10 protein-coding genes, 7 pseudogenes and 1 riboswitch are annotated in these 16,544 nt (G+C 57.7%); of the genes and pseudogenes, 7 read left to right on the forward strand and 10 right to left on the reverse strand.

The annotated features are described in order from the left end of the window. Positions 1–22: 22 nt before the first annotated feature. From nifN to BS630_RS36515, 5 genes and pseudogenes are all read left to right on the forward strand, one after another. Complete coding sequence (gene nifN / locus BS630_RS15220) at positions 23–1,357, forward strand: nitrogenase iron-molybdenum cofactor biosynthesis protein NifN (RefSeq protein WP_077978096.1); 1,335 nt, start codon at positions 23–25, stop codon at positions 1,355–1,357. A 354-nt stretch (positions 1,358–1,711) separates the two neighbouring features. Next, complete coding sequence (fdxB, locus tag BS630_RS15230; protein WP_011654200.1) at positions 1,712–2,035, forward strand: ferredoxin III, nif-specific; 324 nt, start codon at positions 1,712–1,714, stop codon at positions 2,033–2,035. Positions 2,036–2,283: 248 nt separating this feature from the next. Further along, positions 2,284–2,551, forward strand: a pseudogene (locus BS630_RS15240) (transposase domain-containing protein); the annotation flags it as partial. A gap of 897 nt (positions 2,552–3,448) precedes the next feature. Continuing rightward, complete coding sequence (locus BS630_RS15250; protein WP_011654198.1) at positions 3,449–3,814, forward strand: hypothetical protein; 366 nt, start codon at positions 3,449–3,451, stop codon at positions 3,812–3,814. Positions 3,815–3,912: 98 nt separating this feature from the next. Beyond that, positions 3,913–4,047: pseudogene (locus tag BS630_RS36515) on the forward strand (helix-turn-helix domain-containing protein); the annotation flags it as partial. 344 nt (positions 4,048–4,391) lie between these two features. Here BS630_RS36515 and BS630_RS15255 read toward each other — a convergent pair. The 3 genes and pseudogenes from BS630_RS15255 to BS630_RS36520 form a co-directional block, all read right to left on the reverse strand. Further along, positions 4,392–4,625: a helix-turn-helix domain-containing protein gene (locus BS630_RS15255; RefSeq protein ID WP_011654195.1), complete on the reverse strand. Its 234-nt coding sequence runs from the start codon at positions 4,623–4,625 to the stop codon at positions 4,392–4,394. Between the two features lie 568 nt (positions 4,626–5,193). Continuing rightward, positions 5,194–5,420: pseudogene (locus BS630_RS15260) on the reverse strand (rhizopine-binding protein); the annotation flags it as partial. 22 nt (positions 5,421–5,442) lie between these two features. After that, positions 5,443–5,637 (reverse strand): annotated as a pseudogene (locus tag BS630_RS36520) (IS5/IS1182 family transposase); the annotation flags it as partial. Positions 5,638–6,584: 947 nt separating this feature from the next. Between BS630_RS36520 and BS630_RS15270 the strand changes: the two are divergent. Continuing rightward, a complete protein-coding gene (locus tag BS630_RS15270; protein WP_026264770.1) occupies positions 6,585–7,295 on the forward strand; it encodes a hypothetical protein in 711 nt (236 codons plus the stop codon). A 219-nt stretch (positions 7,296–7,514) separates the two neighbouring features. Beyond that, positions 7,515–7,625: riboswitch (TPP riboswitch) on the forward strand. Between the two features lie 90 nt (positions 7,626–7,715). Beyond that, positions 7,716–8,276 (forward strand): annotated as a pseudogene (locus tag BS630_RS15275) (hypothetical protein); the annotation flags it as partial. Between the two features lie 714 nt (positions 8,277–8,990). On the opposite strand, the gene BS630_RS15280 reads toward BS630_RS15275, so the two are convergent. The 7 genes and pseudogenes from BS630_RS15280 to BS630_RS37985 form a co-directional block, all read right to left on the reverse strand. Next, positions 8,991–9,545 (reverse strand): hypothetical protein, encoded by a 555-nt coding sequence (locus BS630_RS15280; protein ID WP_011654191.1) that lies wholly within the window; start codon positions 9,543–9,545, stop codon positions 8,991–8,993. Between the two features lie 129 nt (positions 9,546–9,674). Beyond that, a complete protein-coding gene (locus tag BS630_RS15285) occupies positions 9,675–10,349 on the reverse strand; it encodes a transcriptional regulator (protein WP_077978097.1) in 675 nt (224 codons plus the stop codon). Between the two features lie 926 nt (positions 10,350–11,275). Then, positions 11,276–12,457, reverse strand: coding sequence for an acyl-CoA dehydrogenase family protein (locus BS630_RS15295; RefSeq protein ID WP_011654189.1), 1,182 nt, complete (start codon positions 12,455–12,457; stop codon positions 11,276–11,278). Further along, positions 12,457–12,708 (reverse strand): acyl carrier protein, encoded by a 252-nt coding sequence (locus BS630_RS15300; protein WP_011654188.1) that lies wholly within the window; start codon positions 12,706–12,708, stop codon positions 12,457–12,459. The genes BS630_RS15295 and BS630_RS15300 overlap by 1 nt, the downstream gene beginning before the upstream one ends. A 370-nt stretch (positions 12,709–13,078) precedes the next feature. Continuing rightward, positions 13,079–13,441, reverse strand: coding sequence for a hypothetical protein (locus BS630_RS15305; RefSeq protein ID WP_028744172.1), 363 nt, complete (start codon positions 13,439–13,441; stop codon positions 13,079–13,081). A gap of 158 nt (positions 13,442–13,599) precedes the next feature. Continuing rightward, a pseudogene (locus tag BS630_RS15310) lies at positions 13,600–15,283 on the reverse strand (ParB N-terminal domain-containing protein). 525 nt (positions 15,284–15,808) lie between these two features. Continuing rightward, positions 15,809–16,394, reverse strand: a pseudogene (locus BS630_RS37985) (lactate dehydrogenase); the annotation flags it as partial. Positions 16,395–16,544: the final 150 nt, after the last annotated feature.

The raw sequence follows: 16,544 nt of genomic DNA on the forward strand, positions 1-16,544 counted from the left end.
AAAAAGATGTTGAGGTCGTACTATGGCACGCGTCGTATCCCAAACTAAGGCGGCGGCGGTCAACCCCCTGAAGTCGTCTCAGCCGCTTGGTGCTGCCTTCGCCTTTCTGGGCGTCGACGGCGCAATACCTCTGCTCCATGGTAGCCAGGGATGTACGAGCTTCGCGCTCGCACTGCTCGTGAGGCACTTCAATGAAGCGATCCCTCTGCAAACCACGGCGATGAACGAAGCCGCGATAATCGTCGGCGGCGCGGATCGTCTCGAAGAGGCAATTCTCAGCCTCAAAACCCGCACAAGGCCACGACTGATCGGGATATGCACGACCGCATCGGTAGAGGCCCGCGACGAGGATGTCGCCGGTGACGTCGAAAATATCAAACGCAGGCGGGGGATAGAACTTGTGGGCACCGAAGTGGTAGTCGTCAACACGCCTGACTTTGACGGCGCCATAGAGGAGGGGTGGTCTAAAGCTGTTACCGCCGTGATCGAGGCAATAGCGCGACCTGACAAGCAGTACCGCAATCCGAGGAAGATCGCGATCTTGCCTGGCTGGAACTTAACGGTTGCTGACATAGAACATCTGCGCGAAACGGCCGTAAGTTTCGGCCTCGACCCGGTTATTCTGCCCGACGTATCCGGAGCGCTCGACGGCTCCATCCCCGAAGAATGGATGCCGATAACGAATGGCGGCACGAAATTGAAGGAGATCCGCGATCTCGGTGCGACGATGCAGTGTATCGCAATCGGTGAGCATATGCGGCGACCGGCTGAAGCGCTGCAGAGACTGACCGGCGTGCCGTACGTGCTGTTTAGATCGCTGACGGGACTAGAAAACGTCGATCGCTTCATTCGCGTGCTCGCCGCTATGTCACGCAAACAGACACCGCTCAATGTCCGCCGCAACCGAATGCAGTTGCAGGATGCCATGCTTGACGGACATTCCCATATGGCTGGCAAGAAGATCGCAATCGCTTCCGAACCCGATCAACTTTTCCAGCTCTCCAACTTTTTTACTACCATGGGTGCGGAAATTGCGGCCGCTGTCACCACGACCGGCACTTCGAAGGCGCTCGAGATGGTACCGGCGAAAACCGTCAAAGTCGGCGATCTCAGTGATCTGGAAAGTCTCGCCGCAATGGCCGATCTTATCGTCACACACTCGCACGGCCGAGAAGCTGCCAGACGTCTCGGTGTTCCGCTGATGCGGGTGGGTTTCCCCATCTTCGACCGCTTCGGCAGCCACAAGCTTACAGTATTATACCGGGGAACCCGCGACGTGATCTTCGACTTCGCGAACATCATTCTGGCTAACCACCCTCCGAACCCCGGCCCACTTGCCTCAACCGATAGGCGGTAATCGCAATAATGAGATCAATTCGTCGCGTCTCGCTCTTCAATGGCGGACTTCATCAACGCGGACGAAACGGCAGGTGGGCACTTCGCGAATTGCCGTCGCCACACAAGATATGAAGGGACTGACAGCGCAGCTTGAATCGGTCAGACGATTTGACGCGACATGCGACTCGAGGACCTTCGTGGAATCCGCTGGGTTCGAAATCACAAGATCGGAAGATGCAGAAGCGAAGGTGGAGGACCGCACTGGGGTAAAGATTGCGGCGTTAGTCAGCTGCCAACTCGCGTTTGTCTGACAATTGGCGGGCCTTCCTCAGCCACTTTGTCATCGGCAGAACACGATAAATCGGAGGAATCTATGACAAGCTCATCCGTGACTCGCGACGGGTCCCGATGGATGCCGGAATATCTGAATTCGATCAACCCTGCGATGTGCATCGGCTGCGGTCGCTGCTTCAAGGTTTGCTCACGCGAGGTCATGCATGCCCACGGCATCGATGAGGCAGGTGACATGCTCGGTGTTTGCGATGGCGAAGACGACTTTAATGGTGAGCTCAGTCGCGTGATCATGGTCATTGATTATCCCGGCCGATGTATCGGCTGCGGAGCGTGCGCCCGCGTCTGCCCCAAGAACTGCCAGACTCATATCGCCGTCCATCATCGTTCATTGCACGAATCTTGAATTCCGTTCCGAGCGGTAAAAGCCGCCGACGCGGTCCAATGAGAGACAACCGTGGATACGCCATCTCATAAAGACGAATCTGCTGCATGCTCAACAGTACGGTGTGCCGTATCAATTCCGAGCCTACGATCTTACTTCGCGGCCGGTTCAAGCCGCGATAGCTCGAAAGGCTGGCCCGTGTCGCATTGCGGATACGGAGACACTTCCAATGCTTACATACTCTTGACGAAGGAGTGCACAATGACTCACGTCCCGCGCTTAGTCGTAAAAATGCTCTCTTCGCGGGTCATGACGCAGGTGCGGAGAACTGGGCGATTATCGCCTCGCTGATTGAGACCTGCAAGCTTAATTCTGTCGATCCGCTCGCCTATCTGACCGCCACGCTCAAGGCTATCGTCAATGGCCACAAGCAGAGCTATCGACTATCTGTTACCATGGGCTTATACCGCAAAGGTCGAACCCGCAGCCGAAGAGAACCACTTGGGCTTCACTCCCCGTAGATGCCAATTCCAGTAGTGGCAGTGGCGACGTAGACGCAGAATCCAACGGCTACCCCAGGAAAAACTCCAGCAGCCAAGCTTGTCCTCTGGATGATAACGATGGCGGCAGCAAGTGGTCCAAGCAGCAAACGGAGCGTTTGCACAACACCTAGCGCTCCATAGTTCATATTGTGGACTGACTGCTGGACAACATAAACCAGACAAATATGCCGCCGAACACGATTAAGCCGGCACAGGCTCCCAAAACCCAGCCATGCCGTCTCCACACATTCCGTAGTTCCCAAAGAGCGGGAGGCAGCGCAAACGCCCACGGTATAAGATCAGTTATTGTCCAGATTTACGAAACTTCACATGAAGATGTTTCTAGTCTGTGAGACAACCGCTCGAAGACGTCGCCTGGCAACACCGTTTACGTCCAACTTACGACATCATCGTCACCTTTGTCGGCTCCGCGACACGCATTCCTCTTCGCCCGATCCCGCATTTTCCGCCCACCTCTTTGAGATAGCAGCGAATAATTGTTCGTCAGCTCAATCGGCCGACTTGGCACGAATCTTGAGGGCTATTGCGAGGCAGCGGAGCGGCCGCCGCGTCCGCGGTGCGGGATAACCGCATTGCTTCGAACTCATGAAGGAACACTATCTATGACGGGAAAGCGCGGAACTGGCAAATCGCCGAAATGTCGTCAAGTTCCAAAAGGGAGTGGACGTGCTCGCCGGCATCCGCGACGAGGATGTCGATGTCGGAGCGGCGCCGAAGACGTATCATCCTTCACGCACGGCAAAGGCTTTCTGAGCTCGAGGCGATCTGGAGATTAAAGATGCAAAACTGAACCTAAGCGTTTCGTTGGCGATCTGGGGAAAGACGTCACCCTGCAGGCATACATCATCAGGAAGCACGAAGGAGTTTCATCATGCCGTTGACCAAGACGAACACCAACCACGCAATCCGGGGAAGAGCTATCCCGAACAGTGGGCAGCAGAATGACTGTAAGGCTGTCATTGCACAAATCACTTTCGCCGATCTAGGACGTGGGGCTGGCACATTGCATACCGTGGGCGTTGCCCGCGTCGACATGCAGGGGCGAACCGCGGCGGGTGATGCGAACATCCAAGTCCAGATGGGTGGAGGTACGGTCGCTGCTGCAATGATCTTCAATTCCGTGCAACAGACGACGGATGCCGCCAATCAAAGGGGAGCGGCCAACGGCACCATCTCGGTGCTCAATCAAAGCATGGACAGCGGGACGGTCTGGAATTTAACAGGAACGCTTCCATGACAGTCTAGAGCGGTTCATTACTTATCGGAATCTGGTCGGGATTCCCCAATCTGCGGTATTGTGATTCATGATGGATGCTGGAATGGAGGCCAGCATCCGTGACGCGACCTTATTCGAATGTTCTTCGTGAATGCGTAGTGGCTGCAGTTGCAGCCGGTCAGAACTGTCGGGTGGTGGCGGAGCGGTTCGACATAGCCGTTTCCTCTGTGGTGAAGTGGTCACAGCGCTATCAGTTTCCGCAATGAGTCGGGGTGATTTTTGTGTGTAGGATTTTGCCGTAGGAGCGGTCCCAATCCGCCCGTTCTAAAAATCATATTCCGACTAATTTGATGTCGAGAAGCGACCAGCTGGAATTCACCCCATGCTGAAGCCCTATCCGGTGAAGACGAAGCTTGCGGCTCCGCGTAAGACTTCAGGCGCTCAGGAAAAGATCTGGCCCGGCCGGCTGGACGAGCACGTCCAGCCGTATTTGATTAATGCGCCGGAGTTGAACAGCGTCCGCTTAAAGCGCGACCGTGAGTTGCTGCACCCATCTTCCTTGGAGAGGTGTAGCCTTGGAAGGAGTTGTTCAACGATGTCAGCGCGGCGCATCGCATATCTTTTCTAGAATACCTAGAGCGGATGCGATCCTTCGGATCCTCGACGCGTCGAAATCCGCGTCATTCTCCAGAGCTGTCACCTCTGCCACAGTCAGACCAGTGGTTTCTGCAACGTCATCCAGCGAATAGCCGCGAGCTAGGCGAGCTTCTACAAGCAGAGCACCAACGGACGGGGCAACTTGGGATTTCGTAATGTTCGAGACCATGTTCATGTCGTTTAAGGCTCCTTTTGGCGGCCGGAAAACGTGCATCCGTTTTCTAGTTCCACCGCTGCCGACCACGTCCGGCGACGGACAGTTTCTTCGAAATCCGCGGGCGCTCTTTCTATCAGTTTGTGCGACGGAGTATAGGTCTGACGCGATGAAGGACGGACAACCCTTGCATGGCAGCCGACAAGAGGTGACCCGCTCCCAACTGCGGCGCAAACTCGCGACGGCCGATAAACAGCTTCCTATCTGGCAGGAGCGTTCATGCCGGTGGGAAGCTCGTGGCGAGTGATGTACTGATCGTTCTCAAGCGGGGAGCGACGGACAAACAATTCGAGAGTTGCCTCGGCGTGATACGCTCAAGGGCCGCAGGTTCGGCCAGAGCTTGTGTGAAATCTCCTGGCTCTGTTGATCGGCCGTCGTCTTGAAGAAATCGCCGGAGAACGGCGCGTCGAGATCAAGCGCGACCTGAGGTCAAGGACCCTTCATCGTCTTGGCACCCTAAGGGTTTTGCGGAACTTCGAGCGCCCCAAAAGAGGATGTGAGCAAGCCCGCATTGCGCGGCATTCGCGCCTCAGTTCACCAAGTCGTTGACGTTGGCAGGCGTGATGAGCTGAAACGGAATGTAGCCCTTCTTTTCGACCTTTTCGCCCTTAGCAGGCGTGAGTGCGGCATCGAACGATGCCTTGCCCTGGCCGGCGGCATCCTGGAACACGGCAAAGTCGAGATCGCCCGCCTGCTGGCGGCAAGCGCGTCCTGCGTGGCGTCAACGCCGCCGACGACGACCTGGGTCATATCCCTTGCCGGTCTTTGAAACGTCTGATCACGCCGTGTCTGCATGGCGGCAGACGGCTTTCGACCGTGCCCAGTCAAGCATGCCGTAGAGAACGGCGCAACCGATGGCGACTTCGGTCTGCTGACCAGGCCGCGACCTGGCCCGAAGGCGCCGTCCTATGATGGCCTTGTATCGCCCGATGACCGTTTCGACCAGGAAGAGTTTAGCGTAGCGGTTGGGGACCTATTCCCCCAAGCGCCAAGTTATGAAGTGCGAAATACACAATAATATATGAAATAATATTTTTATAACTCGCGGCTTTCTCCCACAAGTGGGCGCATCTGTCAAATATGAAAAGATATACTATAAAATATACGCAACACACTGTTGCGCTGCTTGTTATTTTCATGAAGTGTCGTGTCCTGAGGAGCTACGGTAGCAACGGAAATTCTTTCCCGACGAATGCTGAGATCTTGCCGGCGACGGCATCATCGTCGGCAGGCTTACACAAGGAGCACTATGACATGGAGCGCCAAAAGAAATCAGACAAGCGTCATGGCTACTCGCGCCTGCGGTTGGCAACCATCGACGGCGTGTCGCTGCCTGGTCTGCAATTGCCACTCGACCGGCAGGAGGGCTCGGGGTCGTCGAAGAAGCCCTTTTTCCAACAATGGTTCCTGGATTTTGCTTTCGGTTGCGAGCTATTTTATCCAATCCAGCTATATGAACATCTCGCAACGAGCGAGGGCGACGACAAAGGCGCTAAAAGTGAGAGTTATGAGTATGGACTTGGGAGAATTCGGGCTGGCCGCCACGTTCCTCATTTGAAATCCACGTCTCTCGGGTCTTCATATTCCAGAATGGAAGCGCCGGCTCAGTCGCCAACGCTTGCAAACTCTAACAACAGGTCGCCGGACGGATGGAGGATATTATGGACGACGTGGATGCGACGCAACCAAAGGACGGCTCGGACACACAAGTTTCAACAGGTGCGAACCAGCACGGCAGGAACATCCAAAGATGGTAAGAAAGACTTCAGAAACCTGACCACTATACGGTACACGCAAGCCGCAGTTCAAATCCTGCTGCCGCTATCATATATCCTGGCAACGCTCGCTCATGGGCGAAAATCAAGGATATTTGGCCCGCAAGGTTCGCCCAATTATACAGCAGAAAGGATTTCATTCTCCATGTCATTATGTTCTGCGAAATGCATTCGCATTGCCGCACTTGCAGCGACCGCCATCGTGCTGGGCACCCAGATCGCAATTGCGCAAGAGCCGTCTATAGGATCTCAGTGGCTGAACACCCCGGCATCTCGAGTGGAAGCGCTTGCGGTCCTCCAGACCTTGAATGCCAATCTCCTGAGTAACGCTAGTGCTACGTTGACCCTTGACCGCTGGTGCGCCGCGCATAAGCTCGCACCGAAAGGTTCCAAGATCGTGGCTCAGCGTGTGGACAGGCAAGGCAAACCGGCCGATGAGCACATCCATGAACTTCTGACCGTTGGACCCGGTGAGCTTATCGCTTATCGCCGCGTCCGCCTGGTCTGCGGCGACCGCGTCTTGTCCGAAGCCGACAACTGGTATGTACCTGCAAAATTAACTGCAGAAATGAATCGGGCGTTGAATACCAGCGATATCGCGTTTGGCAGAGCCGTTCAGGCTCTCAATTTCACTCGCACAAACCTGTCTGCCAAGTTGCTCTGGTCCCCTCTATCCGAAGGCTGGGACATGGACGGCTTAATAACGCATAAAACAAGTTCCCTTAGCCTGCCGCCGTTCCTGCTCGAACATCGTGCCATACTGAAACTTCAAGACGGCACTCCGTTTAGCGCCTTGGTCGAAAGTTACACGGACAAGGTCCTAGACTTTCCAGTTCCGCGCCTGCTTTCTCAATAGCGCTTCGGTATCTCGGTACACTTGCTGCACTGCGCGGGATAAAATAGAAAGCCACGGCATGGGACAAAGGCGTCCGGCTTGCACAAGCGTGCCGGTCGGGCGATTGACTTGTCGATTCGTTTGATCGCGGCGACCACGCACGATAGCCTGTGTGTAACCTGACCCCAAGCCATCGCAGATTGTCGCTTGACAGTTCCCTCGGCAAACCTCTACGCTTTTTGCATTCACCAGGGGGTCCCATCAAGGGGCTGAGGTACTGCTATCGCGCGCAGTGACCCGTTGAACCTGATCCAGTTCATACTGGCGTAGGGACGGTGCAAGCGCTCGAAGCAGTGGATTCACGCGTGGAATCCGTGCCGGCGTCTTTTCATCATTCCGGCTGAGGACTGGGTCTCCAATCGAAAGTTGGAACCTCAAACCATGAATATCGCAGCCACCCCAACCCACACCACCGGCCCCTTGCCGGCATCCAGGAAGATCTACATTCGGGGCGGCGTCCATCCCGACATTTGCGTGCCGATGCGCGAAATCAGCCTACATCCGACATCAGGCGAGCCGCCCGTTGTGGTCTACGACTCCTCCAGCCCCTATACGCTCGAGGGCGCCGAGATCCGTATCGAACAGGGGCTGCCCTCACTGCGACGCGACTGGGTTCTCGCCCGCGGCGACGTCGAGGCCTATCAGGACCGCCATGTCCGTCCCGAAGACAACGGCTTTGCCAGCGGCGAAAGGCTGACGCCCGAAGTTCCCACGCTACGCCGGCCGCTACGCGCAAAGGATGGCGAGGCCGGCACCCAGTTTGCCTATGCGCGCGCCGGTATCATCACGCCGGAAATGGAGTTCATCGCCATCCGCGAAAACCCCGGCCGCAAGGCGCAGGCGGATGCCGTAGTCCGCGACGGCGAGAGCTTCGGCGCGCATATTCCGGATCATGTGACGGCGGAATTCGCCCGGCGGGAAGTGGCGGTGGGTCGGGCGATCAACCATGTGGCCCAGTGCCCGCCAGTCACCATCGAACGAATACGCCCCGCTCTGCAGATCATGAGCGCCGTCGCCCAAGGCGCGTTCATCGACTCCGGTTGATGGGCATTCAGCCAGAGACTCCATTCGAAACCCGCAAGAAATCCGGATCCTCGCCGGCATCAGTAAGGATGTTTTCTGCACCAATGCGGCCATGAACCAGACCCTGCGCGTGGACAATTGATAGTGCTTGTACGACCCTGCGGATACACTCGCGAAGGGTGACTTTCGGTGAGGGCGCGAAACACGCAAGGAATGTCATCCATGCTGCGTTTTAAAACCGCCCGCGTGTGGCGCGCCCTGCTTTTTGGAGTGTAGTCGCGGGCGGAGGCATGGCTTCCGTGCCGACGCTCGCGGCACCGCCTCCTTTGCGGAGGCAAATGACGATGCGCAGAAGCTGGGGAAGACCCTGTGCGCGGTCCTTGATAACGTTGCCGTCAAGAAGAGCTAGGTGACTTCCGTGCGTGCATTCAAATCTGCTTGGGCCCGTGGCGTCGATCCAACTGATGGCAACCGTAATCAGCGGCGCGCTAAGCCGTCATTCAGCAATCTTTTCGGCCGCCATTGCGAAAGTCAAGGATGCTCGCCTTGAAAGGACTCGAACCGGCGACACCCTATTCAAATCTGAGATTGTTCACGTACAACAAGCTTAAAAGGGCAGACAGCACGCCACGCTCACCGTTCAAACCGCTCTAGCATTTTTCTCAACTGCGCGTTTTGCAACGTTAGCTTTCTGGCCAGCTGATCCCTGAGCACCCTGATTTCGTCATCGAGGCTCATCTCGTTTGCAGTGTGGATAACCTGGGGATCGTTCGCAATCGCCACCGCTTCCTTGCTGCGGCTCCTTTGCTCGCGCGGTCTGACCTCGGCCGTTCGCTTGATCCTAGCGGCATCATGTGCAGCGGTGAAGTCAATACCAGTACCACCGGATATAGCGGGATCAGCGCCCTCCACGATTTTGGCGACTTCGCCGTCGACCTTGTCTTGGACGTCGTTTTCAGCTCCTTCGGAACGCACAGGCTTGAGAGAAATTGCACCGGGTTGACCGTGACGAGGTAGCTCCTCGCCCGCCGGCCGACCATCGCTATTCAGGCTGTCCTCGACAGGCGTTTCAGTCGAACCAGAACTAGGCAACGCCTCCGGCGAAACCTTCTCGGTCGAGCCGTTTTCTCGCTTTTGTTCGCGTCCCGGTGAGACCAGTCGGGCAAGAAATTTCCAGGGAGACGCCATCTATCCGACCTCGCGTTTTATCCCGCAAGCAGGTTGCAAGTTTTAGTTCCGGCAACAGCATTCACCGTTGCCAAATTGTATCTCTTGCTAACCATGGAAATGCGGCCGGCGGTTGACCGGCTGCTTATATCAGTCGAGCTTGAGCCGTTTGCGCAGATCGGCATTTTCAGCGCGAAGTTTTTCAGCCAGAAGCTTCCGCAGCCGCTGGTTTTCCTCTTCCAACTGCAAAAGGTCTGCCATCTCGTCGATCGCCGTCATCGGTGCGGCCGGCGCTGTCTGCACGGCCTTTGGAGCTCGGCGCACAGGTGCGCGTTTGGCACTCGCCGCAGCTTCGACCCCCTTTGTCTTGCGCCCTCTCCTCTTCACACCACCGGCGCCGGCCAGAGCAGCTGCTGGCTCTGCCGTAGTGTCAGCTGACGCGGTTTCGAGTGCCGCGGCTTTCTTGGCCCGGGGTTTGCGCTGTTTCTTCGGCGCAATTGGCGTTTCGACAACGGTCGGCGCATCGGCACTGGTTGCAGTATCAGTCTCGTCGGCCATGCCTATCTCCTGTGTATCTGATGCAGTTGTCGACGGCCCGAGAGGCGGTGTCAACAACGACTCGGCCTTATCTGGATTTGGTAAAGAAATTTCGCTGTCGGATTTGCCACTCTGAGAGCTATCCGGCAGAAACGGCATTGCCTCTTCGTCTAAGTCGCGAGCGACGGACTTTAGGTCCACGTTGCCCCAGATCGAGTTCGACCTGGTATCGAGTTTTCGTCTGCCGGTTTTGTACTCGACGGCAAAACTGCGTTGCACTTTTTTCAATATAAATGGCCTTGGAAAATCCACGGGATGATTTGGTGATGGGATGGTACGTCCGGAATAACGATTACCGGACTGCCCGTCTATAGCCATGCTCCTATCAGATCCATCGCATCGGTTCCGGGCAGAATATATGGCTAATCAAATGCGGGCTGAGCCGCGTGAGGCCACATTGGCGAAGTCGAACCGTACTGAATCAAAAGTTGCACGTGGTCGCGCGGACTTATCGGCGAGCTTCCTTGTTGTGCATCGTCGGAGTCTTAAAAGATTTTCCGCAACGCCGACGTCGGTCTGTGGAGCGCATCCAGAGCTCCGGCGTTGCCGGCGCGCGCGGGCGAAGGCCCGCTCGATCGGCGCCACCGTCGTCACGCATGAACTGCCGAACCCTCATCGAAGAAGGAGTGCGCCTGTCAACCTTGTCTTTCTTTGCTCGCCTAGGCCGGCATCGCAACGTTATCTGTCTCGTTCACCAATGAGAACTGGAGGAAGCGCGCACTAATTGTAGCCATCTTGACTTTGAACATCAGCGGCCCGTTTGCGCTGCCGGGGGCGGTCCGCACTGCGACCGACTCAGATTGCTTTGCTAGTGAACATTGATCGCCTTGATGGGGTTCTAGCTGTCGACCCGATTGTCAGCCCGAGTTGGATAACGCTCATTTATGGAACTACGATAGTAACCCAGAGACACGTTTCGCATTTACGTCATCGCCGACTCACGTTGGGAGAGGGATCAGGATCGACAATAGTCTCGCTGGCGGCAGTCGGCGAAGCTTGGCAAAGAGGCTCGCGCTTTGGAAGCCGGCATTGATCTCGCCCGCAACGACCCGGGGCGATGCCGCTGCGGCCGTAGAGCCCATCGATGCCGGTATCGATCAGCAGACCGGATTCGAAAAGCCGGTCCAGAAACGAGGTCTGCATATCCATGACTGTCACCCCAGTAGGCTAGTGTCCTGCTTATGGACAAGAAGCATGCTCGACGTGTTGCCGAGGATGCGGTCGTTCGAAATCATGAGCTGTGCGGAATGCGCGTCGCGCAGGTGGCGTCCGAGGCTGAAGGGCGTCCCGTTCTTGTAGCCCATGATGCCGCAGATCAGCATGGCATGGTTGACGATCTCCAGGATCATCTCGGACGAGGCGATCTTGACGTTGTTCATCGCCACCGCAAATCCCATCGAGGACAGCCTGTCGGCATCGGCCTTGGCATCTTCATAGGCCTTGAGGCCGGCAACCACGTTGGATTTCACCATCTGCAGCAGGTTCGAAACCTCGGCGAGGCGCAGCGCGCCCGGCGGCTGGGCATCCGGCGCCTTACGGGCTGCGGCGCGCACGAAAGCCTGGGCGCGCACAACGGCGTCGACGGAGATGCCGTACCAGACGCCACTCCACAAGAGGTGCGAGGAGGCAAGCATGGACTGCGCCGCGATCTCCGCGAAAGGCTTCGGCAGGATCTGGCAAGCCGGCGCTTCGCCCTTGAACAGGAAGCCATCGGAACAGGTGCCGCGCATGCCGAGCGTATTCCAGACATGCGTTTTCTCGAGCGTGTACTGGTCCTTGAGGAAGGCCGTCAGTACCTGATCGGAGGAAGCCGCCTGCGCGTGGGCACGCGAGGTGATGAGAATGGCGTCGGCGTGCGAGCCGTAGGAAATGACAGTCGCATCCTTTTCGAGACGGCACGTGTCGCCATCGACCTCGACCGCACAGATGCTGTTGCGCAGATTTCCGCCGATACCGCCTTCGGTGGTGGCGGATGCGATCAGCAGCTGCTCGGCGGCGATGCGGCGCATGAAACCGCGATGCCATTCGCTGTCGGCGCCGTGTTCAACGAGGCTCGACAGCTTGATGTGGTGCATGGCGAAGACCATGGCGCTTGCGGCGCAGGCCTGGCCGAGCATCGAGCACAATTCGGCGATCTCGGTGATCGAGGCGGATTCGCCGCCGAGATGGCGCGGCACCTGGATGCCGAGCAGCCTTTCGGCCTTCATCGCATCGACGGCTTCCCGAGGGAAACGGGCTTCGGCATCAACGGTATCCGCGTGTTTCGCCGCAATTTCGGCGACGCGGGCCACCCTTGTGACAAGACCGTCCTGCATGATCTTGACGGGGAAATTCATCAGGCGACCTTCCCGCTATCCCGGATGAGATCGACGGTCCTGGCGATCGCCGCGATGCTCGCGAAGGATTTGCGGTTCAGGAGATTGTCGGGAAAATCGATATCGAAGGCCTCTTCGAGGCCAAGCATCAACTGCACGGAAGCAAAGGACGTCAAACCTGCCGCATAAAGATCGGCGTCGTCGGCGACCTGGTCGATCGACCCAGGAAGCTTGCCGAATTTGGCAACGAGGTCGCGGATTGCCTTAGTCATCTCATCACTCCAAGATTCTCATTGAGCCAGAAGTTGGAAAGCGGATCGCTGCGCAGCCAGTCCTGCATTTTGATCGACGTGCTGGAGAGCCGCCATTTAAACTAGAGTCATGTTGTTCACCGCAGCGTTTTTATTCAGCTTCGTGCTCCATGAATTAGCGCGTCCCGCCAAGGATCAGCTTGAGTTGCTCCAATATTGAAAGGCGGCGCTTGTTCCATCTGTTGGACAATACGCGCTGGTGATCTCTTCGTGTGAAATGGTTTGTGCGGTTACGTGCCATTTGAAAGTATCCTTCTTTTGGGAGAGTACCGATGTCCCCGTCGTGACAGGAAGACGCCGGGCGTTAGCATCTGGGTACCTCAAGTTCTCGCTACTGAAGCGGGTGAACTTTCTTCTCGAAACTTACCGAGCTTAAAAGAACTGGCTCGAAATCAAGGCCATCAAAATAGGTCGATCGCATCACAGAGCGCATGCTGGCCTGATCGTCTGATAGCGTATTTGCGGCATATATACTCGCGGCGATGCCGACGCCCCGCTGGCAGGTGAGCCGGCCGTAGGGGGCGAGCCATGAAGGCCGCCGCCCGCTCAGCTTGATCTTCGAGTTGCGCAGCGACTCGACTGCGTCAAAGCTTTCCTCGGCGGAGACGCCGAAGATGTACTCGACTCCCTCGTTCTCGAGTGCCGAGACAAGAAAGTCAGCCTCCTTGAGGCCTGCATCTACAGACTGAGGCACACATCATCTCCTGACGGGTTTTATACAGTTGACGGCTCTATATCGTCAAGATGATCGTGATGCATCATTTTAAACCGAACAGTCAATAATCATTTTGCACCAACGAACGTGCCGGCTCCATCGGAGCAGGCCTTTCCTCAACCCATTGAATTTTTCTCTTAGTGAGGGCGCAGCGAGGAAATTTCCTCGGCGATCCGCTCCGCAGTCGGGCGCGGATTCGTCTTCGGCCCGGACGAAGGATCCCCCACGTCGGCGGGCAATTCGTCGACCTTGCTACAATCCTCCATGCTTTTGGCAAGCCACTCGGCCAGCTTCGCGTCATCGGGAGCGAAGAGGGCAGACTGATGCGCGAAGCGCTCTTCCTTGAAGTGCTCGACAAGGGCAGCGCGGGTGTCCCTGACGCGCGGGCGGGGAACGACACTCGTGCCGCCGCAGCACGCTTCCAAAGCCGGGCGGGTGAGGCACGCGAGGAACTCTTCCTTGCCCATGTTCGGAAGATCTGCGTCGGCGCCGATGGCATCGCCGGTAATGCGGACAACGACGCCGCTGTCCGAACGATTGGTGCGCGCCGACAGGGCCTGGCCACGACACGAAGCGTGTCGATATCGACCTCCAGCTTGCCGTTTTCGCCGATCAACTGGGCAGCGTGCCGGGCGAACCCCTGGACCATAGAGATGCCCGGAGGCTTCGGAGCCGGAGTCGACAGAGACGTTCTGTCCAGCAAACGCACGCACCAGCATTGCCATGAGCGTATCGTCCTCGATCGGGGCCTGCGCCAGCGCCTCGTGCAGCGCGTCGGTGCGGAAATCGCCGATCATGTCGGATGCCGTTTCGGGTCACGTCCGGCCGGATCTTGGCTGAAACGTCGATGGCCTCGTTTCCGTCCTCGACACCGGGCGCGGTCGGATCGCCCTTTGCCTTTCGCTTGTCTGGCCTCCGGCATCCGGAAATGGGCGGACTGCACCTTGCCCTCACGATCGAGATACATGGCGGTGCAATCGCCCTTGCCGGGCTTGCCGTAGACGCGCTCCGCCTTCGGCGGCAATTGCGGCTGACCCCAGTTGTTGAGCTCGACGATGGCACCCTTCTTCGGGAGATTGCTGCTCATCCACTCCTGCTGCGCACCGAGGAATGCTTCGACGTTCGTCGGTTAGCGGTTATCCTCGTCGGCTGGTCCGAACAGGTCTTCCGCCCACTCGATGCCATAGGCCTGGCGAAGATCGTCGCCGAAACTCGCATCGCGGGCAAACATGCAGGTCTTGGTGAGGCCGTTTCCGATCGCCCACCAGGACGCCGTGTCACCCTTCTTCGGCTTGTGGGCCTTCCAGACTTCCTTCTGCTCATCGAGCGACGCTGCGGAAATTGTGCGCAGCTGCTGCTCGTTCGGCATGTCGAGCACCGCCGGCAGTACATTGGCCAGCAGGCGAAGCTTGCGGATCTGTTCTGTCTAACCGGCAACGCCAGCGCGATCGCAATCGCTTCCTCGGTCCAGCCGAGAGCAACGAGGCGCGCGATGCCCCGCCATTGGTCGACCGGATTGAGGGGCTCGCGCGCGATGTTTTCGATCATCAAACGCATCGCGCCATTATCGTTGGCCGCCTCGACGACGATAACGTCCATTTCCTCGATGGCGGCGGCGATGACCAGGCGGGTGCGCCGGTGACCGGCTTCGATGACGTAGCCGTTGCCGCCGGCTTCGGCGAAAATGACGGGCGGCTGGATGACGCCGACGGCCTTGATGGTCGCAAGCAGCAACGCGTCGGCCTGGGGCGTCGACTTCGACTGGCGCGTATTGTCGGGATTGTCCTTCAGCGCACGCGGATCGACCTTCATGAGTTGGATGGGAGTGTTCCTTTCCGGGGATGCGGACGCGGCCTTCTGCCGGTCCTTCCTGTCTTCATTTTTTCCTGAAGACACTCCCGGACCGCAAATCGGCCCGACCGGCGCAACTGCGGGCGAGCGGCCCTGCCGCGAAGGACAAGCCGGGCTAACAGCCTTGCGAAGGACAAGTGGCCGGATGAGCAGGCGGCGGTTGAGCGACAGTAGCGACGGGAAGTCCGATCTGCGACCGGTTTCCTTTCCCTCTTTTCCTGCCTTTTTCGCTCCCACGTAAGAGCTCGGAATCCGGGTTGAGTGGGAACAAAAAAATGGGCCGTCGGAAGAACCGAGGCCCATGAAGTGTGAAGGTCAAAAACCTCCAGAGGGGAACAGCTGTTGCGGCGGCACTGGGAGGAGACCGCCATGTGCATCAGTTGTGTGCACTATGACGATATTTTGATCAGATGGAAGGCATTTATTGTGCAATGCACCGATGCATATGCTGCACTGCTTCCAAAATCTGTTTCACTGACACGGACAGCAGTTCACCGCATGGCGGCGCGCCGTGCCCCATTCGGAGGTGCCAGCCGGAATCCAGGGCGCGCCGAGACGGGCGGTGATATCCGACGGCCGGAGGTCGGCAGGCTGGACGTCCTGCAGCGCTCGGACATTGCGCTCGCATACTGGATCGAGCGCCGCCGCCGCTTCGGCGACCCATGAGCTTCGTGCGGACCGGGCCGGAGAAATAAGCGTCAGATGTCTGCCAGGAGCCATCAGCGGGATCGCGGAAGATGGCGTCACCGAGTTCGTCGATCACAACGTTGGGGTCGCGATGCAGCAACTCGGCAATATGCTCGGGATCGACGCGGCCGCGTTCGTTGAGGACGACAGCCAGCGCATCGCCAGCACTGGCGATGACGGGTGGTGCCGGAGGAGAGATGACCCGATCGGTGAAGATCGGCCCGGGCTTTGCCTTATCCGTTTCGACGTCGTAGTCCTCGATCGAGGCAACCAGCCAGCAATCCGGGTCGTCCAAGAACGGCTTGAGATTGGACCGGCGATGGGTTTCGCGGATCTCACCGCTTTCCTCATCCTCAGAGATCGAAACCGTTGTGTGGTTAATCGGCCCGAAGTCGTTGCGGCGATCGTCCCGGCAAAGTCCGCGGGGTTTTGGTATCCGAGCGATGAGTGCGGCCGGAAACGGTTGTACAACACGACGACAGAACACCCACAGGACGGAGGTTCGTGAGCTTTTATATCCGTGGCATCCTTGGTGCGGTCAGCT

The organism is Rhizobium laguerreae (assembly GCF_002008165.1).
GTDB classification, from domain to species: domain Bacteria; phylum Pseudomonadota; class Alphaproteobacteria; order Rhizobiales; family Rhizobiaceae; genus Rhizobium; species Rhizobium laguerreae.

Excerpts from the sequence above, each read along its gene's own strand:
- fdxB (WP_011654200.1), top strand. The coding sequence starts at position 1,712 with ATGACAAGCTCATCCGTGACTCGCGACGGGTCCCGATGGATGCCGGAA.
- BS630_RS15250 (WP_011654198.1), top strand. The coding sequence starts at position 3,449 with ATGCCGTTGACCAAGACGAACACCAACCACGCAATCCGGGGAAGAGCT.
- BS630_RS15280 (WP_011654191.1), bottom strand. The coding sequence starts at position 9,545 with ATGGCGTCTCCCTGGAAATTTCTTGCCCGACTGGTCTCACCGGGACGC.
- BS630_RS15255 (WP_011654195.1), bottom strand. The coding sequence starts at position 4,625 with ATGAACATGGTCTCGAACATTACGAAATCCCAAGTTGCCCCGTCCGTT.
- BS630_RS15300 (WP_011654188.1), bottom strand. The coding sequence starts at position 12,708 with ATGACTAAGGCAATCCGCGACCTCGTTGCCAAATTCGGCAAGCTTCCT.
- nifN (WP_077978096.1), top strand. The coding sequence starts at position 23 with ATGGCACGCGTCGTATCCCAAACTAAGGCGGCGGCGGTCAACCCCCTG.
- BS630_RS15270 (WP_026264770.1), top strand. The coding sequence starts at position 6,585 with ATGTCATTATGTTCTGCGAAATGCATTCGCATTGCCGCACTTGCAGCG.
- BS630_RS15295 (WP_011654189.1), bottom strand. The coding sequence starts at position 12,457 with ATGAATTTCCCCGTCAAGATCATGCAGGACGGTCTTGTCACAAGGGTG.